Origin of the sequence: Micrococcus luteus NCTC 2665 (genome assembly GCF_000023205.1) — a bacterium.
Taxonomy (GTDB): domain Bacteria; phylum Actinomycetota; class Actinomycetes; order Actinomycetales; family Micrococcaceae; genus Micrococcus; species Micrococcus luteus.
In genome coordinates, this window is the sequence record NC_012803.1 from 1,860,856 (window position 1) to 1,885,457 (window position 24,602).

Annotated in this window: 20 protein-coding genes and 1 tRNA gene; 4 read left to right on the forward strand and 17 right to left on the reverse strand. The window is 71.7% G+C overall.

What is annotated here, in order from left to right; all coding sequences use genetic code 11:
• Positions 1-134 precede the first annotated feature (134 nt).
• The 12 genes from fusA to MLUT_RS20150 form a co-directional block, all read right to left on the reverse strand.
• Entirely contained in the window at positions 135-2,249 is a 2,115-nt protein-coding gene (gene fusA / locus MLUT_RS20095; protein ID WP_010080380.1) for an elongation factor G, read from the reverse strand.
• 117 nt (positions 2,250-2,366) lie between these two features.
• A complete protein-coding gene (rpsG, locus tag MLUT_RS20100) occupies positions 2,367-2,837 on the reverse strand; it encodes a 30S ribosomal protein S7 (RefSeq protein ID WP_010080379.1) in 471 nt (156 codons plus the stop codon).
• A complete protein-coding gene (gene rpsL / locus MLUT_RS20105) occupies positions 2,837-3,211 on the reverse strand; it encodes a 30S ribosomal protein S12 (RefSeq protein WP_002854787.1) in 375 nt (124 codons plus the stop codon). The genes rpsG and rpsL overlap by 1 nt, the downstream gene beginning before the upstream one ends.
• A 310-nt stretch (positions 3,212-3,521) precedes the next feature.
• Positions 3,522-7,418: a DNA-directed RNA polymerase subunit beta' gene (locus MLUT_RS20110; RefSeq protein ID WP_010080378.1), complete on the reverse strand. Its 3,897-nt coding sequence runs from the start codon at positions 7,416-7,418 to the stop codon at positions 3,522-3,524.
• Between the two features lie 83 nt (positions 7,419-7,501).
• Positions 7,502-11,008: a DNA-directed RNA polymerase subunit beta gene (rpoB, locus tag MLUT_RS20115; protein WP_012751038.1), complete on the reverse strand. Its 3,507-nt coding sequence runs from the start codon at positions 11,006-11,008 to the stop codon at positions 7,502-7,504.
• A gap of 285 nt (positions 11,009-11,293) precedes the next feature.
• On the reverse strand, positions 11,294-11,683 hold the full coding sequence (gene rplL / locus MLUT_RS20120; RefSeq protein WP_010080376.1) for a 50S ribosomal protein L7/L12: 390 nt from the start codon (positions 11,681-11,683) through the stop codon (positions 11,294-11,296).
• A gap of 69 nt (positions 11,684-11,752) precedes the next feature.
• On the reverse strand, positions 11,753-12,274 hold the full coding sequence (gene rplJ / locus MLUT_RS20125) for a 50S ribosomal protein L10 (RefSeq protein WP_002854782.1): 522 nt from the start codon (positions 12,272-12,274) through the stop codon (positions 11,753-11,755).
• Positions 12,275-12,618: 344 nt separating this feature from the next.
• Entirely contained in the window at positions 12,619-13,326 is a 708-nt protein-coding gene (gene rplA / locus MLUT_RS20130; RefSeq protein ID WP_010080375.1) for a 50S ribosomal protein L1, read from the reverse strand.
• 77 nt (positions 13,327-13,403) lie between these two features.
• Positions 13,404-13,835: a 50S ribosomal protein L11 gene (gene rplK / locus MLUT_RS20135; protein ID WP_010080374.1), complete on the reverse strand. Its 432-nt coding sequence runs from the start codon at positions 13,833-13,835 to the stop codon at positions 13,404-13,406.
• 132 nt (positions 13,836-13,967) lie between these two features.
• On the reverse strand, positions 13,968-14,795 hold the full coding sequence (nusG, locus tag MLUT_RS20140; protein WP_010080373.1) for a transcription termination/antitermination protein NusG: 828 nt from the start codon (positions 14,793-14,795) through the stop codon (positions 13,968-13,970).
• Positions 14,796-14,899: 104 nt separating this feature from the next.
• Positions 14,900-15,151 (reverse strand): preprotein translocase subunit SecE, encoded by a 252-nt coding sequence (secE, locus tag MLUT_RS20145; protein WP_010080372.1) that lies wholly within the window; start codon positions 15,149-15,151, stop codon positions 14,900-14,902.
• Between the two features lie 80 nt (positions 15,152-15,231).
• Positions 15,232-15,304 (reverse strand) — tRNA-Trp (locus MLUT_RS20150).
• 173 nt (positions 15,305-15,477) lie between these two features.
• Between MLUT_RS20150 and MLUT_RS20155 the strand changes: the two genes are divergently transcribed.
• A complete protein-coding gene (locus tag MLUT_RS20155; protein ID WP_010080370.1) occupies positions 15,478-16,686 on the forward strand; it encodes a pyridoxal phosphate-dependent aminotransferase in 1,209 nt (402 codons plus the stop codon).
• A gap of 47 nt (positions 16,687-16,733) precedes the next feature.
• On the opposite strand, the gene MLUT_RS20160 is transcribed toward MLUT_RS20155, so the two are convergent.
• Together MLUT_RS20160 and MLUT_RS20165 are read right to left on the reverse strand one after the other, a co-directional pair.
• The gene (locus tag MLUT_RS20160) at positions 16,734-17,432 is read right to left on the reverse strand and encodes a LuxR C-terminal-related transcriptional regulator (protein ID WP_012751039.1); all 699 of its coding nucleotides are present in this window, start codon (positions 17,430-17,432) and stop codon (positions 16,734-16,736) included.
• Positions 17,429-18,688, reverse strand: coding sequence for an ATP-binding protein (locus MLUT_RS20165; RefSeq protein WP_012751040.1), 1,260 nt, complete (start codon positions 18,686-18,688; stop codon positions 17,429-17,431). Before MLUT_RS20165 ends, MLUT_RS20160 begins: the two co-directional genes overlap by 4 nt.
• A 96-nt stretch (positions 18,689-18,784) precedes the next feature.
• Here MLUT_RS20165 and MLUT_RS20170 point away from each other — a divergent pair, with 96 nt between their 5' ends.
• The 3 genes from MLUT_RS20170 (at position 18,785) to MLUT_RS20180 (ending at position 21,719) form a co-directional block, all read left to right on the forward strand.
• Positions 18,785-19,849, forward strand: coding sequence for a PspC domain-containing protein (locus tag MLUT_RS20170; protein WP_012751041.1), 1,065 nt, complete (start codon positions 18,785-18,787; stop codon positions 19,847-19,849).
• A gap of 89 nt (positions 19,850-19,938) precedes the next feature.
• Positions 19,939-20,970 carry a 6-phosphofructokinase gene (locus tag MLUT_RS20175; protein ID WP_002854764.1) on the forward strand — a complete coding sequence of 344 codons (1,032 nt, stop codon included), beginning with the start codon at positions 19,939-19,941 and terminating at the stop codon, positions 20,968-20,970.
• Entirely contained in the window at positions 20,967-21,719 is a 753-nt protein-coding gene (locus tag MLUT_RS20180; protein WP_010080366.1) for a GNAT family N-acetyltransferase, read from the forward strand. The genes MLUT_RS20175 and MLUT_RS20180 overlap by 4 nt, the downstream gene beginning before the upstream one ends.
• 13 nt (positions 21,720-21,732) lie before the next feature.
• Here MLUT_RS20180 and ygfZ read toward each other — a convergent pair whose 3' ends face one another.
• The 3 genes from ygfZ to MLUT_RS20195 all read right to left on the reverse strand — a co-directional run bounded on the left by ygfZ (position 21,733) and on the right by MLUT_RS20195 (position 24,600).
• Positions 21,733-22,929 carry a CAF17-like 4Fe-4S cluster assembly/insertion protein YgfZ gene (gene ygfZ / locus MLUT_RS20185; RefSeq protein WP_010080365.1) on the reverse strand — a complete coding sequence of 399 codons (1,197 nt, stop codon included), beginning with the start codon at positions 22,927-22,929 and terminating at the stop codon, positions 21,733-21,735.
• Positions 22,926-23,606 carry a nitrobindin family protein gene (locus tag MLUT_RS20190; protein ID WP_010080364.1) on the reverse strand — a complete coding sequence of 227 codons (681 nt, stop codon included), beginning with the start codon at positions 23,604-23,606 and terminating at the stop codon, positions 22,926-22,928. Before MLUT_RS20190 ends, ygfZ begins: the two co-directional genes overlap by 4 nt.
• 187 nt (positions 23,607-23,793) lie before the next feature.
• Positions 23,794-24,600: a hypothetical protein gene (locus MLUT_RS20195; RefSeq protein WP_231936625.1), complete on the reverse strand. Its 807-nt coding sequence runs from the start codon at positions 24,598-24,600 to the stop codon at positions 23,794-23,796.
• Positions 24,601-24,602 lie beyond the last annotated feature (2 nt).

A 24,602-nucleotide genomic window follows, 5' to 3' on the forward strand; every position in this document is an offset into this window, starting at 1 on the left:
CGCCGGAAGCGGACCGGACCTGACCCGTCCTGATCGCGAACCGCCGCGCCGGGGAGGGCGGTCCGGTCGCCCCGGGCCGGCCGCGGCTGCGGCGGCCGACCCGGGGCAGGTCGTTCAGAGCAGGTGACCTGCGGTCACTCGCCCTGGGACTTCTGGACGATCTCGTCCGCCACGGCCTTGGGGACCTCGGCGTAGGAGTGGAAGGTCATCGAGTACACCGCGCGGCCCTGCGTCTTGGAACGCAGGTCGCCGATGTAGCCGAACATCTCCGACAGCGGCACGAGGGCGTTGACCACCTTCACGCCGGTGGCGTCCTCCATGGACTGGATCTGGCCGCGGCGGGAGTTCAGGTCGCCGATGACGTCGCCCATGAACTCCTCGGGGGTGCGGACCTCCACGGCCATCAGCGGCTCGAGGATGATCGGGGTGGCCTTGCGGACACCCTCCTTGAAGGCCTGGGAGCCGGCGATCCTGAACGCCATCTCCGAGGAGTCGACGTCGTGGTACGCACCGTCGAGCAGGGTTGCCTTCACGCCGACCATCGGGTAGCCGGCCAGCACGCCGAACTTCATGGCGTCCTGGATGCCCGCGTCCACCGAGGGGATGTACTCGCGGGGCACGCGACCGCCGGTGACGGCGTTCTCGAACTCGTAGACCTCGCCCTCGGCGGTGTCCAGGGGCTCGAAGGACAGCTGCACCTTGGCGAACTGGCCGGAGCCGCCGGTCTGCTTCTTGTGCGTGTAGTCGACCTTGTCGACCTTGCGCTTGATGGTCTCGCGGTACGCGACCTGGGGCTTGCCCACGTTGGCCTCGACCTTGAACTCGCGCTTCATGCGGTCCACGAACACGTCCAGGTGGAGCTCGCCCATGCCGCCGATCTCGGTCTGACCGGTCTCCTCGTTGAGGTTCACGCGGAACGTGGGGTCCTCGGCGACGAGCTTCTGGATGGCGGTGGAGAGCTTCTCCTGGTCACCCTTGGTCTTCGGCTCGATGGCCACGGAGATCACGGGCTCCGGGAAGGTCATCGACTCGAGGATGATCGGGTTCGCGGGATCGCACAGGGTGTCGCCCGTGGTGGTGTCCTTGAGGCCGATCACGGCGTAGATGTGGCCGGCGACCACCTCGTCCACCGGGTTCTCCTTGTTGGCGTGCATCTGGAACAGCTTGCCGATGCGCTCCTTCTTGCCCTTGGTGGCGTTGAGGACCTGCGCACCGGACTCCAGGCGGCCGGAGTACACGCGGATGAAGGTCAGCGTGCCGAAGAAAGGGTGCGTGGCGATCTTGAAGGCGAGCGCCGAGAACGGGGCCTCCTTCGACACCTCGCGCTCCAGCACCACCTCCTCGTCGTTCACGGCGTGGCCCTTGACGGGGCCAGCGTCCAGCGGGTTCGGCAGGTAGGCGACCACGGCGTCCAGCATCGGCTGCACGCCACGGTTCTTGAACGCGGAGCCGCAGAACACCGGGTAAGCCTCGGCGTTCACGGTCAGCTGACGCACGCCGGCCTGGATCTCCTCGACGGTGAGCTCCTCGCCCTCGAGGTACTTCTCCATGAGCTCCTCGGAAGTCTCGGCGACGGCCTCGACGAGCTCGTTGCGGTACTCCTCGGCCTTCTCCTGGAGCTCGGCGGGGATCTCGCGGATCTCGTAGGAGGCGCCCATGGTGACGTCGCCCTTGGCGTCGCCCGGCCACACGAAGGCCTTCATGGAGATCAGGTCGACGACGCCCACGAAGTCGTTCTCGGCGCCGATCGGCAGCTGCATCACAAGCGGACGCGCGCCGAGGCGCTTCACGATCGTGTCGACGGTGAAGTAGAAGTCCGCGCCCAGCTTGTCCATCTTGTTGACGAAGCAGATGCGGGGGACGTCGTACTTGTCCGCCTGACGCCACACGGTCTCCGACTGGGGCTCCACGCCCTCCTTGCCGTCGAACACGGCGACGGCGCCGTCGAGCACGCGCAGCGAGCGCTCCACCTCGACCGTGAAGTCCACGTGGCCGGGGGTGTCGATGATGTTGATCTGGTGGTCGTTCCAGAAGCAGGTCACCGCGGCGGAGGTGATGGTGATGCCGCGCTCCTTCTCCTGCTCCATCCAGTCCGTCGTCGCGCCGCCGTCGTGGGTCTCGCCCAGCTTGTGGTTGACACCCGTGTAGAACAGGATGCGCTCGGTGGTGGTGGTCTTGCCGGCATCGATGTGAGCCATGATGCCGATGTTGCGGACCTTGTGCAGGTCAGTCAGCACGTCCTGTGCCACGGTGTCTCCCTTGGTCGGGTGGAATGGGGGGCTCGTGAGGTGGATGCGGTGGGTGGCCCGTCCGAGAGGACGCACCTGCGGCCCGAGGCGCGGATCGCGCGCCCCGGGCCACACGGATCACCAGCGGTAGTGGGCGAAGGCCTTGTTGGCCTCGGCCATCTTGTGGGTGTCCTCGCGACGCTTCACGGCGCCGCCCAGGCCGTTCGAGGCGTCCAGGATCTCGTTCATCAGACGCTCGGTCATGGTCTTCTCACGGCGGGCCTTGGAGAAGCCGACCAGCCAGCGCAGGGCCAGGGCCGTGGAGCGGCCCGGCTTGACCTCGACGGGCACCTGGTAGGTGGCGCCGCCGACGCGGCGGGAGCGCACCTCGAGGGCCGGCTTGATGTTGTCCATGGCCTTCTTGAGGGTGGCCACGGGATCGGCGCCGTTCTTGGCACGGGCGCCCTCGAGCGCGCCGTACACGATGCGCTCGGCGGTGGACTTCTTGCCGTCGACGAGCACCTTGTTGATCAGCTGCGTGACCAGCGGGGAGCCGTAGACGGGATCGACGACGAGGGGGCGCTTCGGCGCAGGACCCTTACGAGGCATTACTTCTTCTCCTTCTTGGCGCCGTAGCGGGAGCGGGCCTGGCCGCGGTTCTTCACGCCCTGGGTGTCGAGGGCGCCGCGCACGATCTTGTAGCGCACGCCGGGCAGGTCCTTCACACGACCGCCGCGGACGAGCACGATCGAGTGCTCCTGCAGGTTGTGGCCCTCGCCGGGGATGTAGGCGGTGACCTCGATGCCGCCGTTCAGGCGCACACGGGCGACCTTGCGCAGCGCCGAGTTCGGCTTCTTGGGCGTGGTGGTGTACACACGGGTGCACACGCCACGACGCATGGGGTTCCCCTGCAGGGCAGGGGCCTTCGTATTGACGACCTTGGGTGAGCGGCCCTTGCGGACCAGCTGCTGAATCGTAGGCACTCTTCAGCCTTCCTGTGTTTCGGTGATCGCTGACGTGATCGACCGGCGCCCGGGGCGCCGGCTGCTCGTTCCTCTGCTTTGCCTCTCCCTGTGGGGGCTCGCAACGAGCAGACGTCCGCAGGCGTGCAAAAGTGTGGCATCTGCCGCGCAATGACCCCGCGACCCGGACAGCGTCCAATTTGCCACACGAAAAACAATCCTTGACAGCATAGCACGCCCCGGCGCCGTCGACGAGCCGGCCCCGCACGCCAAGGGGCCCGCCGCTCCCCCGCGTGAGCGGCGGAACGGCGGGCCCCCTGGGGGACGCGGATCAGGCGCGGAAGTCGCCCCCGCGGTCGTAGTCGTCCAGCGAGACGGCGTGGAAGTCGTTCTCGCCGAGCGACTGGTCCAGGCCCGGGTAGTCGAAGTCCGCGAAGCCGGCCGGCGAGGCGAACAGGTTGGCCTTCGCCTCCTCCGTCGGCTCCACGACGGTCTTCGTGTAGCGGTCCAGGCCCGTGCCGGCCGGGATCAGCTTGCCGATGATCACGTTCTCCTTCAGGCCCAGCAGCGGGTCGGACTTGCCCTCCATGGCCGCCTGCGTCAGGACGCGGGTCGTCTCCTGGAAGGACGCGGCCGACAGCCACGAGTCCGTGGCCAGCGAGGCCTTCGTGATGCCCATCAGCTCGTCGCGGCCGGATGCCGGCTGGCGGCCCTCGGCGACGGCGGCGCGGTTGGCGGCCACGAAGCGCGCCCGGTCCGTGAGCTCGCCCGGCAGCAGGTCGGTGTCACCGGACTCGATGACGGTGATGCGACGCAGCATCTGCCGGACGATGACCTCCACGTGCTTGTCGTGGATGCCCACGCCCTGGGACTGGTACACGTTCTGCACCTCGTCCACGAGGAACCGCTGCGCGGCCCGCGGGCCGAGCACGCGCAGGACCTGCTTCGGGTCCACGGCGCCGGCCACGAGCTGCGTGCCCACCGGCACGTGCTCGCCGTCGGCCACGAGGATGCGCGCACGGCGCAGCACCGGGTAGGCGATCTCCTCGGAGCCGTCGTCCGGCGTGAGCAGCAGGCGCACGGACGTCTCGGTGTCCTCGATGGTCACGCGGCCGGCGACCTCGGAGATCGGGGCCACGCCCTTCGGCGTGCGGGCCTCGAAGAGCTCCTGGATGCGGGGCAGACCCTGCGTGATGTCGTCGGCCGAGGCCACACCGCCGGTGTGGAACGTGCGCATGGTGAGCTGGGTGCCCGGCTCACCGATCGACTGGGCCGCGATGATGCCGACGGCCTCGCCGATGTCCGCCAGCTGGCCGGTGGCCATGGAGCGGCCGTAGCACTTCGCGCAGGTGCCCACGGCGGACTCGCAGGTCAGGACCGAGCGGACCTTGATCTCCGTGACGCCGGCGGCCACCAGCTCGCCGATCAGCACGTCGCCCACGTCCGCACCGGCCGCGGCCAGCACCGTGCCGTCCTCGCCCGTGACGTCCTGGGCCAGCGTGCGGGCGAAGGCCGAGTTCTCGACCTGCTCGTGGGCCACCAGCTCGCCGTCGGCGTTCGGCGCGGCGATCGTCACGGACAGGCCGCGCTCGGTGCCGCAGTCGTCCTCGCGGACGATGACGTCCTGGGACACGTCCACGAGACGACGGGTCAGGTAGCCCGAGTTCGCGGTCTTCAGCGCGGTGTCCGCGAGGCCCTTGCGAGCGCCGTGGGTGGCGGAGAAGTACTCGAGCACGGACAGGCCCTCGCGGTACGAGGACTTGATCGGACGCGGGATGATCTCGCCCTTCGGGTTGGCCACGAGGCCGCGGATGCCCGCGATCTGGCGCACCTGGAGCCAGTTGCCTCGCGCACCGGAGGACACCATGCGGTTGATGGTGTTGAGCTCCGGCAGGCCGTCCTTCATGGCCGCGGCGACCTCGTCGGTGGCCTTGTTCCAGATGTCGATCAGCTCGGAGCGACGCTCGTCGTCCGCGATCAGGCCCTTGTCGTACTGCTGCTGCACGCGCTGGGCCTGCTCCTCGTAGCCCTCCATGATGGCGGCCTTGTCGAAGTCGGAGGTGATGTCCGAGATCGCCACGGTCACACCCGACCAGGTGCCCCAGTGGAAGCCGGCGTCCTTGAGGTTGTCCAGCGTCTGCGCGGTGACGACCATCGGGTAGCGCTCGGCCAGGTCGTTGACCAGCTGACCGAGGGTGCCCTTGGTCGCCTGCTTGTCCAGCCACGGGTAGTCATCCGGCAGCAGCTCGTTGAACAGCACCTTGCCCAGGGTGGTCTCGATGAGGGCGATCTCGCCCTCGGACCAGCCCTCGGGGGCCGGCACGGCCGCCGACGGCACGAAGCCCTCGACGCCGATCCGTGCGGGCGCGTTCAGGTGCAGGTCGCCGCCGTCGAACGCCATGATGGCCTCGCCGACGGTCGCGTACAGGTTGCCCGCACCGACCTCGTCCGGACGCACCGTGGTGAGGTGGTTCAGGCCGATGATCATGTCCTGGGCCGGCACGGCGACCGCGCGGCCGTCCGAGGGCTTCAGGATGTTGTGGCTCGAGAGCATGAGCAGGCGCGCCTCGGCCTGGGCCTCCGGCGACAGGGGCAGGTGGACCGCCATCTGGTCGCCGTCGAAGTCCGCGTTGAACGCGGAGCAGACCAGCGGGTGCAGCTGCAGGGCCTTGCCCTCCACGAGCTGCGGCTCGAAGGCCTGGATGCCCAGACGGTGCAGGGTGGGGGCGCGGTTCAGCAGGACCGGGTGCTCGGTGATGACCTCCTCGAGCACGTCCCAGACCTGCGGACGGAAGCGCTCCACCATGCGCTTGGCGGACTTGATGTTCTGCGCGTGGTTCAGGTCCACGAGACGCTTCATCACGAACGGCTTGAACAGCTCCAGCGCCATCTGCTTGGGCAGGCCGCACTGGTGCAGCTTGAGCTGGGGACCCACCACGATGACCGAGCGGCCCGAGTAGTCCACGCGCTTGCCGAGCAGGTTCTGACGGAAGCGGCCCTGCTTGCCCTTGAGCATGTCGGAGAGCGACTTGAGCGGGCGGTTGCCCGGGCCGGTCACCGGCCGGCCGCGGCGGCCGTTGTCGAACAGCGAGTCCACGGCCTCCTGCAGCATGCGCTTCTCGTTGTTGACGATGATCTCGGGCGCGCCGAGGTCGAGCAGCCGCTTCAGGCGGTTGTTGCGGTTGATCACGCGACGGTACAGGTCGTTGAGGTCGGAGGTCGCGAAGCGGCCGCCGTCCAGCTGCACCATCGGACGCAGCTCCGGCGGGATCACCGGGACGGCGTCCAGGACCATGCCCTCGGGCGAGTTGTCCGTGGTCAGGAACGCGTTGACGACCTTCAGGCGCTTCAGGGCGCGGGTCTTGCGCTGGCCCTTGCCCGTCTTGATGGTCTCGCGCAGCATCTCGGACTCGGCCTCGAGGTCGAAGGTCTGCAGGCGACGCTGGATCGCCTCCGCGCCCATCGAGCCCTCGAAGTACTGGCCGTACTTGTCCCGCATGGCGCGGTACAGGCCCTCGTCGCCCTCGAGGTCGGCGACCTTGAGGTTCTTGAAGCGGTCCCAGACCTGCTCCTTGCGGTCCAGCTCCGCGTCCGCGCGCTTGCGGATCTGCGCCATGGTCTTGTCCGCGGCGTCGCGGGCCTTCTTCTTCTCGGCGGCCTTGGCGCCCTCGGACTCCAGCTTGGCCAGATCCTTCTCGAGGTCGGCGGCCACCGCAGCGATGTCGGAGTCGCGCTGGTCGGCCAGGACACGGGTCTCCTGGTCGTACTCGGCCTGGAGGTTGGCCAGGTCACGGTGCCGGGCCTCCTCGTCCACCGAGGTGATCATGTAGGCCGCGAAGTAGATGACCTTCTCGAGGTCCTTCGGCGCCAGGTCCAGCAGGTAGCCCAGGCGCGAGGGCACGCCCTTGAAGTACCAGATGTGGGTGACCGGCGCGGCCAGCTCGATGTGGCCCATGCGGTCGCGGCGCACCTTCGAGCGGGTCACCTCGACGCCGCAGCGCTCGCAGATGATGCCCTTGAAGCGCACGCGCTTGTACTTGCCGCACGCGCACTCCCAGTCACGGGTGGGGCCGAAGATCTTCTCGCAGAAGAGTCCGTCCTTCTCCGGCTTCAGGGTGCGGTAGTTGATGGTCTCCGGCTTCTTGACCTCGCCGTAGGACCAGCGGCGGATGTCCTCCGCCGTGGCCAGGCCGATGCGCATCAGGCCGAAAGAGTTGTCAGTGGACATGCTGTTCACGCTCATGCTCCGGTGAACTCCCTTGGTTCAGTGGTTCTCAGGTGACGTCTTGTGGATGCGGGATCGGGCCCGGCTCAGACTTCCTCCACCGAGCTGGGCTCGGCGTGGGAGAGGTCGATGCCCAGCTCCTCGGCGGCGCGGTAGACCTCGTCCTCCGCGTCGCGCATCTCGATGGCCTGGCCGTCGGCGGAGAGGACCTCCACGTTCAGGCAGAGGGACTGCATCTCCTTGATGAGCACCTTGAAGGACTCGGGAACACCCGGCTCCGGGATGTTCTCGCCCTTGACGATGGCCTCGTAGACCTTCACGCGGCCGTGGATGTCGTCCGACTTGATGGTCAGCAGCTCCTGGAGGGTGAACGCCGCGCCGTACGCCTCGAGCGCCCACACCTCCATCTCGCCGAAGCGCTGGCCGCCGAACTGGGCCTTACCGCCCAGCGGCTGCTGCGTGATCATCGAGTACGGGCCCGTGGAACGGGCGTGGATCTTGTCGTCCACCAGGTGGTGCAGCTTGAGCATGTACATGTAGCCCACGGACACCGGGTCCGGGAACGGCTCGCCGGTGCGGCCGTCGAACAGCTGCGCCTTGCCGCTGTCGCTCATGAGACGGTCGCCGTCGCGGGTGACGTTCACGTGGCCCAGCAGGCCCGTGATCTCGTACGCCTCGGCGCCGTCGAACACCGGGGTGGCCACGTTGACCGGACCGGACTGCCGCGGGAAGTTCGGCAGGTCCTTGATCCACTCCGGCTCGCCCTGGATGTCCCAGCCGCGCGAGGCGGCCCAGCCCAGGTGCAGCTCCATGACCTGGCCGAGGTTCATGCGGCCGGGGACGCCGAGCGGGTTCAGCACGATGTCCACCGGGGTGCCGTCCGCCAGGAACGGCATGTCCTCGATCGGCAGGATCTTCGAGATGACGCCCTTGTTGCCGTGGCGGCCGGCCATCTTGTCGCCGTCGGTGATCTTGCGCTTCTGCGCCACGTAGACGCGCACCAGCTGGTTCACGCCCGGGGGCAGGTCGTCGTCCTCGTCCCGGTCGAAGATGCGCACGCCGATGACGGTGCCGGACTCGCCGTGCGGCACCTTCAGGGACGTGTCGCGGACCTCGCGGGACTTCTCGCCGAAGATCGCGCGCAGCAGGCGCTCCTCCGGGGTCAGCTCGGTCTCGCCCTTCGGGGTCACGCGGCCGACCAGGATGTCACCGGCCTCCACCTCGGCGCCGATGTGGATGATGCCGCGCTCGTCGAGCTGCGACAGCACCTCCTCGGACACGTTGGGGATGTCGCGCGTGATCTCCTCGGCGCCCAGCTTGGTGTCGCGGGCGTCGACCTCGTGCTCCTCGATGTGGATCGAGGTGAGGACGTCCTCCGAGACCATGCGCTGGGACAGGATGATCGCGTCCTCGTAGTTCAGGCCCTCCCAGGGCATGAACGCGACGAGGAGGTTCTTGCCGAGCGCGAGCTCGCCGTGGTCCGTGGCGGGACCGTCGGCGATGATGCTCAGCGGCTCCACCCGCTCGCCCTCGGACACGCGCACGCGCTGGTTGTAGGCGTTGCCCTGGTTCGAGCGGGCGAACTTCATGATCGGGTAGTGCGTGGTGGTGCCGTCGTCGTTCATGACGGTCACCAGGTCCGCGGCCACCTCGGTCACGACGCCGCCCTGGGTGGCCGTCACGGAGTCGCCCGCGTCCACGGCCACGTACTTCTCCATGCCGGTGCCCACGTAGGGGGCCTCGGAGCGGAGCAGCGGCACGGCCTGACGCTGCATGTTCGCGCCCATGAGCGCACGGTTGGCGTCGTCGTGCTCGAGGAACGGGATGAGGGCGGTGGCCGCCGACACCATCTGGCGCGGGGACACGTCCATGTAGTCGATCTCGTCCACGGTCGAGAGCACGGGCTCGCCGTCGCCGCCGCGCTGGCGGCAGAGCACGAGCTCCTCCTCGAACCGGCCGTCCTCGTCCACCGGGGCGTTCGCCTGGGCGATCTGGAAGGCCAGCTCGTCGTCGGCGGTCAGGTAGTCCACGGTGTCCGTGACCCGGCCGTCGACCACGCGGCGGTACGGGGTCTCGATGAAGCCGAAGGAGTTGATCCGGCCGAAGGTCGCCAGCGAGCCGATGAGGCCGATGTTCGGGCCTTCCGGGGTCTCGATGGGGCACATGCGGCCGTAGTGCGACGGGTGGACGTCACGGACCTCCATGCCGGCACGGTCGCGGGACAGGCCGCCCGGGCCGAGCGCGGACAGGCGACGCTTGTGCGTCAGGCCGGCCAGCGGGTTGTTCTGGTCCATGAACTGGGACAGCTGCGAGGTGCCGAAGAACTCCTTGATCGCCGCCACCACGGGGCGGATGTTGATCAGGGTCTGCGGGGTGATCGCCTCGACGTCCTGGGTGGTCATGCGCTCGCGCACGACGCGCTCCATGCGGGACAGGCCGGTGCGGATCTGGTTCTCGATCAGCTCGCCCACCGCGCGGATGCGACGGTTGCCGAAGTGGTCGATGTCGTCGACCTCCACGCGCACGTCCACCGGCTCGCCGTCGCGCGTGCCATTGATGGCGGTCTCGCCGGCGTGCAGCGCGGCGATGAAGTGCACCATCTGGACGATGTCGTCCTCGGTGAGCACGGACGCGTTGGGGTCGCCGAGGTGCACGTCCACGCCGAGCTTGCGGTTGAGCTTGTAGCGGCCCACCTTGGCGAGGTCGTAGCGCTTCGGGGTGAAGTACAGGTTGTTCAGCAGCGTCTGCGCGGCGTCGACGGCGGCCGGCTCGCCCGGGCGCAGCTTGCGGTAGATGTCGAGCAGTGCCTCGTCCTGGTCCGCGGTGCCGTCCTTCTCGAGGGTGGCGCGGATGGAGTCGTAGTGTCCGAACTCCTCCAGGATGCGGGACTCGGTCCAGCCCATGGCCTTGAGCAGCACCGTCACGGGCTGCTTGCGCTTGCGGTCGAGGCGGACGCCGACCTGGTCGCGCTTGTCCACCTCGAGCTCGAACCAGGCGCCGCGCGAGGGGATGATCTTCGCCGAGAAGATCTCCTTGTCCGAGGTCTTGTCCGGAGTGCGCTCGAAGTAGGCGCCCGGGGAGCGGACCAGCTGGGAGACGACGACGCGCTCGGTGCCGTTGATGATGAACGTGCCGTTGCGGGTCATCAGCGGGAAGTCGCCCATGAAGACGGTCTGCTGCTTGATCTCGCCGGTCGTGTTGTTCATGAACTCGGCCTTGACGTACAGCGGGGCGGAGAAGGTCGCGTCGCGATCCTTGCACTCCTCCTCCGTCATCTTCGCGTCGGCGAACTCCGGCTCGGCGAAGGACAGGGACATGGTGCCCTGGAAGTCCTCGATCGGGGAGATCTCCTCGAAGATGTCCGTCAGTCCCGAAGTGACGGGCACGGAGTGGTCGTCGGCGGCCAGGGCGGCGTCGACACGCGCGGCCCACCGCTCATTGCCGATCAGGCGGTCGAACGACTCGGTCTGCAGCGCCAGCAGGTCCGGCACGTCCAGCGGCTCGGAGATCTTGGCGAAAGAGACGCGTCCGGCGGAGGCGCCGGATCGCGGGGAGACGGTAGCGGTTTCGTTGGAGGTGCTCGAGGCGACCACGTAGGATCCTTCCACAGGCCTTCTGGGTTCCGTTCGCTCCCCTGCCGCGAGACGGCGGCGCCGGCCCACCGCTATATGAAGGCCGTGCGGAACCGTGCGGGCCACGGCGGGACGCGAGGTCCTGCGGGCGGCACGGAACAGGGGAGATGCAAAGATCCATCCTATCCGCGCCCGTGGCCCCTGTCCAGCCGCGGGTGCGTGACCTGGGACGCCACGAGGCCCCCGGTCCGCAGTGCGGGTCCGGGGGCCTCGTGAGGAAGCGTGATGCGGCTCAGGCCGCGATCATCACTTGAGGGTGACGGTGGCGCCGGCGCCCTCGAGCTGCTCCTTGGCCTTCTCGGCGGTCTCCTTGTTGACGCCCTCGAGGATGGGCTTGGGAGCGCCGTCCACCAGGTCCTTGGCCTCCTTCAGGCCGAGGGAGGTGAGGGCGCGCACCTCCTTGATGACGCCGATCTTCTTGTCGCCGGCGGCCTCGAGGATGACGTCGAACTCGTCCTTCTCCTCGGCGGCGGCGGCCTCGGCACCACCGGCGGCACCGCCGGCGGCGGCCACGGCCACGGGGGCGGCGGCGGTGACGTCGAACTTCTCCTCGAACGCCTTGATGAACTCGGACAGCTCGATGAGGGTCAGCTCCTCGAACGCGGCGAGCAGCTCTTCGGTGGTCAGCTTGGCCATGATGGCTCCTTTACGGGTACGTCTTGACTACGTGTGAAGTGGTGGGCCGTGCAGCCCGGGGCGGACTGCTCAGGCAGCCTCGCCCTGCGCGGCGCGCAGCGCCTCGACCGTGCGGACGGTCTTGGACAGCGGCGCCTGGAACAGGGCGGCAGCCTTGGACATGCTGCCCTTCATCGCGCCGGCGAACTTGGCCAGCAGCACCTCGCGGGACTCGAGGTCCGCGAGCTTCTTGATGCCAGCCTCGTCCAGGGGCTGGCCATCCATGTAGCCGCCCTTGAGCACGAGCTTCTCGTGATCCTTGGCAAAGTCACGCAGGGCCTTCGCGACGTTGACCGGGTCCCCGGTCACGAACGCGATCGCGGTGGGACCGGACAGGTGAGCCTCGAGGCCCTCCAGACCGGCGTCCTTGGCCGCGATCTCGGCCAGCGTGTTCTTCGCCACGGCGTAGGTCGCGTCCTGACGGATGGAGTCACGCAGCTGCTTGAGCTCCGTCACCGTCAGGCCACGGTATTCCGTCAGAACAGCAGCGCTGGACTCACGGAACAGGTCCGTGAGCTCAGCCACCGCCGACTCCTTCGCGGACGTCGCCATGGCACTCCTCTCGATGATGCGTGGGAACCGCCACCCCGAGACGAGAAAACGCCCCGTGCAGATGCACGGGGCGCAGCAGGAGCATCGACGCGGTCGGGCCCGGAGGGTCGACGTGCGGATGCGAGCGGGGCTCACGTTCACCTGCGCGGGCCGTCTCCGTCAGGGAGATCCTTCGGTGGGCTCCACCCGGAGGCAGGGCACCACGACCGGCGGTCTTCGGTAGGCACCAGCGTACACGTCCGGGGCGGGCTCACAAAATCGACCGGGGACGACGTCGGCCGGTCGCCCCGCTGCGGGGACGACCGGCCGGCGTCGTGGGGCCCCGGTCACCGGGGCCGCGTGGCTCAGAGCTCCGAGGAGTCCACCGAGGTCACGTTCGGGTCCATGGGCACGCCCGGGCCGAAGGTGGTGGCCACGGTGGCCTTGGAGATGTAGCGGCCCTTGGAGGAGGACGGCTTCAGACGCAGGATCTCCTCGAGGGCCGCGGCGTAGTTCTCCACCAGGGCCTTGGCCTCGAAGGAGGTCTTGCCGATGATGAAGTGCAGGTTGGAGTGCTTGTCGACGCGGAAGTCGATCTTGCCGCCCTTGATGTCGGTCACGGCCTTGGCCACGTCCGGGGTCACGGTGCCGGTCTTGGGGTTCGGCATCAGGTTGCGGGGGCCGAGCACCTTGCCCAGGCGGCCGACCTTGCCCATGAGCTCCGGGGAGGCCACGGCGGCGTCGAAGTCCACCCAGCCCTCGGAGATCCGGGCGATCAGGTCGTCGTCGCCCACGACGTCCGCGCCGGCGGCGCGGGCGGCCTCGGCGCGGTCACCGGTGGCGAACACGACGACGCGGGCGGTCTTGCCGGTGCCGTGGGGCAGGCTCACGGAGCCGCGGACCATCTGGTCGGCCTTGCGGGGGTCGACCGAGAGGCGGAGGGCCACCTCCACGGTGGCGTCGGTCTTGGAGGGGTTGGTCTCCTTGGCGAGGCGGATCGCCTCCACCGGCGAGTACAGGTCCTCGCCGATCGCGGCCTTGGCCGCCTTGTATGCCTTGCTGCGCTGTGCCATCTGCGTTCTTCTCCTTGTGCAGTCGTGGTCTGCGGGCCGCGCTCGGCCCTGCCACTGGAAGGGGGTGGGGGTGGGCGTCAGCCCTCGACGGTGATGCCCATCGAGCGGGCGGTGCCCGCGATGATCTTGGCGGCGGCCTGGACGTCGTTGGCGTTCAGGTCCTCCATCTTGGTCTGGGCGATCTCCTCGCACTGGGCCTGGGTCAGCGTGCCGACCTTGGCCGTGTGCGGGGTGGCGGAGCCCTTGGCGACGCCGGCGGCCTTCTTGATGAGCTCGGCGGCCGGCGGGGTCTTGGTCACGAAGGTGAACGAGCGGTCCTCGTACACGGTGATCTCGACCGGGACCACGTTGCCGCGCTGCGACTCAGTGGCGGCGTTGTACGCCTTGCAGAACTCCATGATGTTCACGCCGTGCTGGCCCAGGGCGGGGCCGATGGGCGGGGCCGGGTTGGCGGCGCCGGCCTGGATCTGAAGCTTGATCAGACCGGTGACCTTCTTCTTGGGAGCCATGAGTGGATCCTTCTCTCACTGGGGGACCCTCGGCGCAGGAGCGCACCGGGGGCGGTGGCCGCCGTGGCGCGGCGGCCGGTGCCGCGTCCGGGCCGGCAGGCGGCCGGCCCGGTGCGGAAGCGTCGGGTGTCCTCAGATGGCCTTGGTCACCTGGTTGAAGGACAGCGTCACGGGGGTCTCGCGCTCGAAGATCGAGACGAGCACCACGAGCTGCTGGGCCTCCGGCTTGATCTCGGAGATCGTGGCCGGGAGGGTCTCGAACGGGCCGTCGTTGACGGTGACCGACTCGCCGACCTCGAAGTCCACGTGGATCGCGGGGGCGGCGGGCGCACCGGACTCGGCCGAGGCGGGGACGGCCAGGCCGGCCTTCTCGGCGGAGCGGGCAGCCTCCTGGATCACGGACGGGGCGAGCATCTCGTACACCTCGTCCAGGCTGAGCGGCTGCGGGTGGTGGGCGTCGTTGCCCACGAAGCCCGTGACGCCCGGGGTGTGCCGCACGACGCCCCACGAGGCGTCGTCGAGGTCCATGCGGACGAGCACGTAGCCCGGGATGCGCACGCGCGAGACGATCTTGCGCGTGGTGTTCTTGATCTCCACGACCTCCTCCATGGGGACCTCGATCTCGTAGATCGAGTCCTCCATGTCCTGGGTCAGGATGCGGGCCTCGAGGTTCGTCTTCACGCGCTTCTCGTAGCCGGCGTAGGTGTGGACGACGTACCAGTCGCCGGGCTGGCGGCGCAGGCGGGTGCGCAGCTCCTCGGCGGGGTCCACGGCGGGCTCGTCGTCGGCCTGCTCCTCGACGGGGGTCGGCGCGTCCTCGCCCTCGGCGACGGCCAGGTCGGCCTCCTGTACGGTGGCCTCGGCGGTCTCGTCACCGCTGCCGGCGGCCTCGTCCAGGGCGTCCTCCGACATCGGGGCGGACTCCTCGGCGGGCTGACGATCCAGTTCCTGCTCGGACACGGTTCCTGCTTTCTGCTGACGGACGGCGGGCCCTGCCGTCGGGGAGGGCCCTCACGGGCGTGCGGTGGACGCGTCCTGCGACGTCGGGACCGTCCGCGCCGGGCTCAGAGGCCGCCGGCGCCGAACAGGAGACCCGCCACGGTGCCGAACACCCAGTCCAGCCCCATGACCAGCAGGATCATGAACGCCACGAAGGCGAGCACCACTCCGGTCGTGCGCAGCAGCTCCTCGCTCGTGGGGGTGACGACCTTGCGGAGCTCGTCCACCACCTGGCGCAGGAACAGCGCGATCCGAGCGAACAGCCCGCGACGCTGCCTGCCAGGCGTGGGGGTGGGTCCCCCGCCGTTCGCCGCCATCTCAGTCACGTGGCCTCACTCGTCGGATCGCCGAATCGCTTTCTACACGTCCGATGCCGAGCACGGGGCCCGGCATCGAGCAGGGCAGACAGGACTCGAACCTGCAACCTGCGGTTTTGGAGACCGCTGCGCTACCAATTGCGCCACTACCCTTCGGACCGACGGGGCCGGCCGAACCCTCGCGGGATCGACCGTGAACGCGGCACCGGAGATCCAGGATACGCCATCGGGCGGCGGGAGTCGAACGGGCCCCGGGCAGTCAGTACCCTGGCAGGACGGAGCCCCGCTCCGCCCCGCCCTCCCCGTCGAGCTCGAAGAAGGTCCCCATGGCCGCGCCCGCCCGCCGCGTCTCCGCCCGTCTGTCCGCCATCGCGCCCTCCGCCACCCTCGCCGTCGACGCCCGCGCCAAGGAGCTCAAGGCCGCCGGGCGCCCGGTGATCGGCTTCGGCGCCGGCGAGCCCGACTTCCCCACCCCCGACTACATCGTGGAGGCCGCCGTCGCCGCGGCCCGGGACCCGAAGAACCACCGCTACTCCCCCGCCTCCGGCCTGCCCGAGCTGCGCGAGGCGATCGCGGCCAAGACGCTGCGCGACTCCGGCGTGTCCCTCGAGGCCGCCCAGGTGCTCGTGACCAACGGCGGGAAGCAGGCCGTGTACAACGCCTTCGCCGCCCTGCTGGACCCGCAGGACGAGGTGCTCGTCCCCGCCCCCTACTGGACCACCTACCCCGAGGCGATCCGCCTGGCCGGCGGCGTGCCGGTGGAGGTGTTCGCCGGCCCCGAGCAGGGCTACAAGGTCACCGTGGACCAGCTCGACGAGTCCGTCACGGACCGCACCAAGGTGCTCCTGTTCGTCTCCCCCTCCAACCCCACCGGCGCCGTGTACTCTCCCGAGGAGACGGCGGCGATCGGCCAGTGGGCACGGGAGCGGGGGCTGTGGGTGGTCACCGACGAGATCTACGAGCACCTGACCTACGACGGCATGCCGTTCACCTCGATCGTCCGCGCCGTGCCCGAGCTGGCGGAGCAGTCCGTGATCCTCAACGGCGTCGCCAAGACCTACGCCATGACGGGCTGGCGCGTCGGGTGGATGGCCGGCCCGCTGGACGTGGTCAAGGCCGCCACGAACCTGCAGTCCCACGCCACCTCGAACGTGGCCAACGTGTCGCAGCGGGCCGCGCTGGCCGCCGTCGCGGGCCCGTTGGACGCCGTGGCGGAGATGAAGACGGCGTTCGACCGCCGGCGCCGGGCCATGGTCGAGGCCATGAACGCCGTGCCGGGCTTCCACTGCCCCACCCCGCAGGGCGCGTTCTACGCGTACGTGGACGTGCGGGAGGCGCTCGGGAAGACCTACCGCGGCGGCGTCACCCCCACGACGTCGGCCGAGCTGGCCGCCTTCATCCTCGACGACGCGGAGGTCGCCGTGGTCCCGGGCGAGGCGTTCGGCCCGTCCGGCTATCTGCGACTGTCCTACGCGCTGGGCGATGCGGACCTCGCCGAGGGCGTCGAGCGCATCCGCGCCCTGCTCAGCGCCTGAGCCGCACACCCCGCCCCTGAGCCCCGCGACGCCGCGTGCCGCGGGGCTCAGGCGTATCCGCGGCGCGCGGCCCAGCGGGTCAGCTCGTGGCGGTTGGAGAGCTGGAGCTTGCGCAGCACGGAGGACACGTGGGTCTCGACCGTGCGGTCCGAGATGAACAGCTCCACCCCGGCCTCCCGGTAGGTGTAGCCGCGGGCGATCAGCCGCATGACCTCCCGCTCCCGTGCCGAGAGGCGGTCGAGGTCCTCGTCGGGGGCCGCAGCGCCGCTCGTCGCCGCGGCGGGGACGGGCGGGGACGCGGGCGCCGTGCCGCGGAAGGCGTCGAGGACGAACCCGGCCAGTCGGGGCGAGAACACGGCATCGCCGTCGGCCACGCGGACCGCCGCGTCCGCCACCTCCGCGCCGGAGGCCGTCTTGGTGATGTAGCCGCGGGCCCCCGCACGGATCACGGCGACGACGTCCTCGGCCGCGTCCGAGACGGACAGTGCCAGGAACCGCTGCGCGGGTCGGCGCGCGAGGACGCGTTCGGCCACCTCCGCTCCCCCGCCGCCGGCCCCGCCGGGCAGGTGCACGTCCAGCAGTACCACATCCGGCGCCAGGTCCAGCACGGCGCGGACGGCCTCGTCCACGTCCCCGGCCTCGCCGACGATGGCGAGTCGGTCCGGGTCCAGGTCGGCGCGCAGGCCGGAGCGGAAGATCGCGTGGTTGTCCACGACGACGGCCGTCCGCGGGGCGGGGTCGGTCATGGGTGCTCCTGTCCGGTGCGCGCTCGCGCACCCTCGGGCTCGGTCAGCGTCAGGTGGACCTCGGTGCCGCCCGGGCCGGACCGGATGCGGGCGGTCCCGCCGGGACGCTCCATGCGGCCGAGGATCGACTCCCGCACGCCGAGCCGGTCGGCCGGGACCGTGTGCAGGTCGAAGCCGGGGCCGCGGTCCCGGACGAACACCTCCGCGACGGCGCGGCCGTGGTCGTCCTCATCTGCCTCCGCGAAGACCTGCGCGTCACCCGCGTGCCGGGCCGCGTTCTGCATGGCCTCGCGTGCCGCGGCCGCGAGCGGCTCGAGCCACGCTCCCGCGGCCCGCCCCACGGCCACGACCTCCACCCGGGACCCGTGTGCGTCCTCGACGGCGGCGGCGTGCTCTTCGAGCGCCTCCGCCAGGGAGTGCGGGCCGCCACGGGAGTCCAGGGCGAGGAACTGACGCAGCTCACGCTCCTGGGCGCGGGCCACCCGGGCCACCGCGTCCGCGTCATGGGCGCGGCGCTGGATGAGGGCGAGGGACTGCAGCACCGAGTCGTGCAGGTGCGCCGCGATCTCGGCGCGCTGGGCCTGCACCGCGAACGCGGTCCGCTCCGCGTCGCGTCGGCGCAGCCAGGCCAGGACGTAGGGCATGGCCACCAGCGCCGCGCCGGCGAGCATCGCGACGGCGGCCAGCAGGGCCCGCCACAGCTCGCCCGAGCTCACGGCACCCAGGACGATGGCCAGCACCGCCAGCAGCACGAGGGCCGTGCCGAGCACGAGGCGGACCAGTCGTCCGCTCCGCCCGGCCCGGGGCCCACCCGCCAGGTCGAGCTGCATCCAGGCCAGGCCGAGGCCGATCACGAGGACGGCCACCGGGCCCACGAGCGCCCAGTCGACGGCGAGGCCGAGGCCGTCCGCGACGGTCAGCACGCCCACGCCGAGCACCACGGCGGCCAGCAGGACCGGCCAGCCGCCCTCGCGCACCCGCTCGAGCACCTCGGGGGCGCGACCACGGAGGGTGGGGGCGTCGGCGGCGGGAGCGCCGTCCGGGCCCTCCTCCGGCATGAGCAGCCAGAGCCACACGTACAGGGCCAGGCCCGCGCCGCCCACCAGGCTCAGCAGCGCCAGGGCCGCGCGGACGCGGCCGGCGGGCACCCCGAGATGCCGGGCGAGCCCCGCGGCGACGCCGGACACCGGACGGTCGGCCCCGTGCCGCATCAACGGCGGACGCGGGGCCTGCGCGGGCGCGGACGGAGTGGGCATGCCCCCATCCTGCCGCGTCGGACGGGGCGGCACATCCGGGGAGGATTCCGGGAGTTCCCGGATGGGCGGGGGCCGCGGGCGGACGAGGATGGAGACATGACGAGCACACACGACCCGTTCACCGGCCCCGACCCCCACGTCGCCCCCGACGGAGCCGCCGCGGGCGAGACCGGCCCCGACGGGCTGGACGCCCTGCCGGGCTGGCTGCGCCGCGCCGTCCTGGGCTGGGGCGTGCGCCGCTCACCGGCCTCGTGGGTCGGCGGGGTGCTCGGCGGGGTGGCCGAGCGCTACCGCATCGACCCGCTGCTCGCCCGCGGCGTGTTCGTCGCCGTGTGCATGGTCTCCGCGGGCCTGGGCCTGCTGGCCTACGCGGCCGCCTGGGCCGTGCTCCCCGACGCCGACGGACGCGTGCAGTTCGGCCGCCTGCGCCGCGGGGAGTGGCAGGACGCCACCGTGGCCATCGGCGTGATCGGGGCGATCGGCGCCCTCAACATGCTGCTCGGCGCCGGGTTCACCCTCATCGCCCCGGCCGTGGGCGGCCCCGGCTCCCTCGTGGGCCTGGGCGCGCTGGCCGTGCTCGTCTGGTGGCTGGTGACCCGCTGGGACGGCCGGGCGCAGGCCCGCGTGGCCCCAGGCCGGGCCCCCGATGCCGACCATCCCGCCCACGCCGTGCCGCGCCCGGCCTGGTACGTCGGCGGACGTCTGCGCGAGCGGGCGGCCGAGGTCACCGACCCGCACGGCTTCCGTCCCGAGTGGATCGACCCCGCGACCGGCACCTGGCGCGACCACGTCCATTCCCGCGAGCGGCGGGCCGCGGCGCGTCTGGCCGGCGAAGCCCCGCGGGCGGCCACCGCCCCGACCGGCTCGGGGTCCGCAGCCACGGCCGAGAAGCCGCGCCTCGGGCCGATCGCGCAGGCCGCCGCCTACGCCGGGGCCGTCCTCGCCGCGCTCGCCGCCCTGGGGATCAGCCTGCTGCTCGGCGTCGGTCCGACCCCCACGCTGCTGGCGGTGCCGATGCTCGTGGCCGCGCTCGCGGTGATCGCCCCCGTCATGCTGGGCGCTCTGCTCAGCGGCCGTCGTCCCGGCACCCTCGGCCCGGCGAGCGGCATCCTCGTGGGTGCGACGGCCCTCCAGGTCGCCGTCCTCGTGGCCCTGCGCTGACCCGCCGCCCGTCGCCCGTCCCCTGACGCGACACGGCGGGCGCGCCTAGGGTGGTGCCGACCCCCACGAGAACGCCCGAGAGGACCCCCATGCGCGTCGGAATGCTCACCTCCGGAGGCGACTGCCCCGGCCTCAACGCCGTCATCCGCTCCGCCGTCCTGCACGGCATTAAGTCGTACGACATGGAGATGGTGGGCATCCGCAACGGGTGGTCCGGCCTGATCGAGAAGGACGTCGAGGACCTGCCCCGCTCCCGCGTGCGCGGCCTGGCCCGCACCGGCGGCACCATCCTCGGCACCTCGCGCACGCACCCCTACGACGCCGAGGGCGGCGGCCCGGAGAACATGCTCCGCAACCTGCGCGAGCTGGACATCGACGCCGTCATCGCCATCGGCGGCGAGGGCACCCTGGCCGGCGCGAACCGCCTGGCCGCGGACGGGCTGCCGATCGTGGGCGTGCCCAAGACGATCGACAACGACCTGCAGGGCACCGACTACACGTTCGGCTTCGACACGGCCGTGCAGATCGCCACGGACGCCATGGACCGACTGCGCACCACGGGCGAGTCCCACCACCGCTGTATGGTCGCCGAGGTCATGGGCCGCCACGTCGGCTGGATCGCCCTGCACTCGGGCATGGCCGCCGGCGCCCACGCGATCCTCATCCCCGAGGTCCGCACCCCGATGTCCCAGGTCGCCGAGTGGGTGCAGCAGGTCCACGACCGCGGCCGCTCCCCGCTGGTCGTGGTGGCGGAGGGCTTCATCCCCGAGGGCCACGACGACCCGCTGGCCGAGGCCGGGGTCGAGGCGTCCGGCCGGCCGCGTCTGGGCGGCATCGGCGAGTGGGTGACCCGCGAGATCGAGGAGATGACGGGCATCGAGACGCGCAGCACCATCCTGGGCCACATCCAGCGCGGCGGCGCCCCCACCGCCACGGACCGCGTGCTCTCCACGCGCTTCGGCATGGGCGCCGTCGATCTCGTCGCGCAGCGCCGCTGGGGACAGATGGTGGCGGCCAACGGCACGGAGATCATCTCCATCCCCATGAGCGCCGCCCTCAAGGGCCTCAAGAAGGTGCCGGTCTCGCGCTACGACGAGGCGAAGATCCTGTTCGGCCGGTGAGACCCGACCACCCCGCCGTCGGCGTGCTGGCCCTCGGGCTGGCGCGTCGGCACGGCCTGCCCGACACCGCGCTGTTGCCCGACGACGCTCCGGCGGCGGGCGCCGAGCCGCGCCGCATCGAGGTGGCCCGGCAGGGCGTGGCCGAGGCGGAGGTGCTGGCCCTGCCCTGGGCCACCGTCGTGGCGGGGCCGGCGTGGTTCACGCGTGCCTGCCGCGGCGTGCCCGCCGAGGCGCTGGGCGTGGAGTCGGCCCTGCTGCGGACCGCGGTGCGGGCCGCCGCCGGGGAGGCCGTGCGCTCGCGCGGCGAGTTCACGCTCTACGCAGCCGAGGAACCGCCGTCGGTCGACCCCTCGCGCACCGTCGCCGTGTCCGACGACCCCGCCCACGTCCACGCCGTGCCCGCGCAGGCCCCCGCGGACGACGCGGCCGAGGCGGGTGTCCTCTCCTGGGAGTCCTCGGTCGCCCTCGTTCCCGACGACGGCGCGGGACGGGCGATCGAGGCCGCGGTGGCGGCGGCGGGGCATCGCGTGACGGGCGGCGTGCTGGCCTCGCTGGGCACCCTCACCCCACCGCTGCTGCGCGGTCGCGGGCTCGGCCGCTACGCGGTGGCCGTGGCGATGGACCGGGCGGCACTGGAGGGGCTGCTGCCGTTCGCCGAGGTGCCGGCGGACCACACGGCCGCGCACCACGTGGCGATCGCCGTCGGACTGGAGGCGGCGGGCACGCGGACCGTGCTCGCGCTGGACTGAGCGGGCGGGTCGGTCAGCGCAGGCGGCCCACGCCACGCGGTCGGCCGACGACCTGCCCGGCGTCCGGAGACACGAGCGGCTCCTGGCTCGCGGCGATCCAGCCGCCCTCGGCGACACCGTCCTCGCCGGGAGCGACCTCGCGGACCAGCAGCTCGGCGTCCACGGGCACGGTGCGCTTGAGCAGCGCCAGGGCGACGGCGCCCGCCTCATGGTGCTGGGCCGCGGCGGTGACCGTCCCCACCGGACGGGCGGCGGCGCGGGCCTCGGGCGTGTCCTCGGCCGGCCGGAGGATCACGGGGGCACCGTGCTCGGGGAGCCCGTGGACGGAGCCGTCCAGGAGCAGGCGGGTGAGGCGGCGGGGCGGGCGGCCCAGGTTGTGCACGCGCGCCACGGTCTCCTGACCGCGGTAGCAGCCCTTGTCGAGGTGCACGGCGGTGCGCAGCAGGTCCAGCTCGTGCGGGATCGCGCGATCGTCCACGTCGAGGGCCCGGCGGGGGCGGCCGGCCTCGATGCGCAGCGCCTCGGCCGCCGTCGTGCCCGCCAGGGACCAGCCCGCGAGCGCACCCGTGCCGAGTGCGCGGACGGTGGCCTCGAGGTCGGCCCGGGTGACGAGGTACTCGCGCCAGGCCCAGTCCGCCCCCGGGTGGGCCTCGGGATCCGGATCGGCCGTGTAGGCCCATCCGCCCGCCCCGACGCGGGGCCACGGGTCCAGCCACACGGTGCGGTCCTCCCATCCGGGCACGGGCGCGGTGGCGCCCACGACGGCGACCGCCCCGGTGTGGTCCCGCAGCGTGACGTCGTGGGAGAAGCGCATCGAGGTGAGCCACGCGGCCAGGCCCGGGCCGTCCTCGCGGTCGGTGACGAGCCAGGCCGCGGCGCCGTCCTCGAGGAGGTGGGCGGCGTGCTCGATCCGCCCCTGCACGTCGAGGAAGAGGATCTCGGTGCTCGTGCCGGGGGGCAGCGCCTCGACGTGCTGCGTGCCGAGGGTGTGCAGCCAGCTCAGCCGGTCCGGGCCGGACACGGAGAGCACGGCGCGGTGGGAGAGGTCGACCAGGGCGCGGCCCCGGGCGAGGGCGCGCTGCTCGGGCAGGGGGCGACCGTAGTGCGCGGCGACGCCGCCGTCCGGGCCGCGGCCCTCGACGGCGCCGCCGGCCGGCCCCTGCGGCTCGGCCACGGCCAGGTCCAGCAGCGGGCTGCGGGAGGCCGTCACGACTGCTCCCCCTGCTTCCGCCCACCGGCGCCGCGAGGACGCTCGGCCCCCGGGGCGAGCCGACCCTCGGCCGCGCTCGGCATGCGGTCGAGGATGGCGGAGGCGTGCGCCTCGAGCTCGGCACCCGCGGCGTCCGCGACGTCCCAGCGCCAGAACAGCTGCCCGTTCACGAGACCGGCCATGCGTGTGGCCCGGTGGTACGGGCCGGCGGCGGACCCGCGCAGGATCGCCTCCGTGGCCAGCTGCAGCTGCGGGCCCTTGATGCGGCCGTAGTACAGCTCGGACAGCGAGCCCGGATGCGCGATGGTGGCGGTCAGGCCGAAACCCTCGTCGCCGGCGCGCAGCCGCTCGACGTCCTCGGCGGAGCGGAACGCGGGGACGATGTCCGCCGGGCGCATGCCGGGGCCGACGTCGCCGTCGCGCCGCTCCCGGTCCACCTGCCAGAAGCCGGACTCCACGGTCAGCGGGCGCAGCAGCGTGCCGTCCGCCTCGCACAGCCACGATTCCGCGCGGTACTCCACGAACGGCAGACCGAGCTCGGTGAAGTCCACCCGCTGGTAGAAGATCTCGGTGTCGGCGGAGCCGTCGCCGAGGCGGCCCTGGCCCTCCCAGCTGCCGATGAGCCAGGACAGGGGGGCGAGCTCGGGGGTGAGGTCGTACGGGAGTTCAGTCGCCATGGCAGATCACGGCGCGGCCCGCCAGCGGGCCGCGCGTCCTCAGCGCTGGCCCTTGAAGAGGCCGCTGATGACGACCGCGGCGACGGCGGCCATGCCCAGGCCGGCCAGGACCACGAGGGCCAGGAAGAAGATCTCGAGCGCAAGAAGGGTATCCATGCGGGACATCGTACCGAGCGGGCCGGACCTGTCAGGCCAGGAAGCCCACCATGACGTGCGCCACGACGCCGGCCGCTCCCACGGGCGCCAACGCGAGGGCGTAGCCCGCCCGGCGCGGGCGCAGGGTGGTGCCCACCGGCCGGTCCTCGGGCCGCGGCCGCGAGGACGGCGCCGTGGCGGCGGTCAGAGACACCAGCACGGCCACCGCGAGCGCCGCGGCCGTCACGGCCGGCCGGTCCCGGGCGCCCACGCCGGCCAGCGCGGAGACGGGCCACGCGAGCACCGTGCCGAGGGGAATGACGACGAGCGCCAGGCCTCCCGGCCGGCCCTGCATATACGGGGTGAGGCCGACGAGGGAGACCACGGCCACCGTGACCGCCAGGGTGATGACCAGCCCGGCGACCGCGGGGGTGTCGCTCCAGCGTGAGACGGCCACCCAGCACGCCGTCACGACGGCCACGAACGCCCCGCCCATCGTGGCGACGGTGGACTCGAGGCGCAGCGGCCGGCCGGTCCCGCGCACCAGCTGGACGACGAACGAGGCCATGGTGCTCCAGGCGACGACGACGGCGAGCGGCTCGAAGAGCGTCCAGGCCCCGCTGTGGCCGTCCTCGAGCGGCGGCCACAGCAGCATGAGCAGCACCGCGACGCCCCCGGCGACGGCCAGGGTGAGGCTGAGCGAGAGGCGCGCGGGCGCCCCCATCTGCCGCGGCCAGCCCCAGGCGATGACCAGGATCACGACGGCGGCGGCGAGGGCGGCGGGGACCGGGCCCAGCAACGCGGCACCGCCCAGGACGAGGGCGGCGACGGCCGCACTCAGGGCCATGGACAAGCGCATCA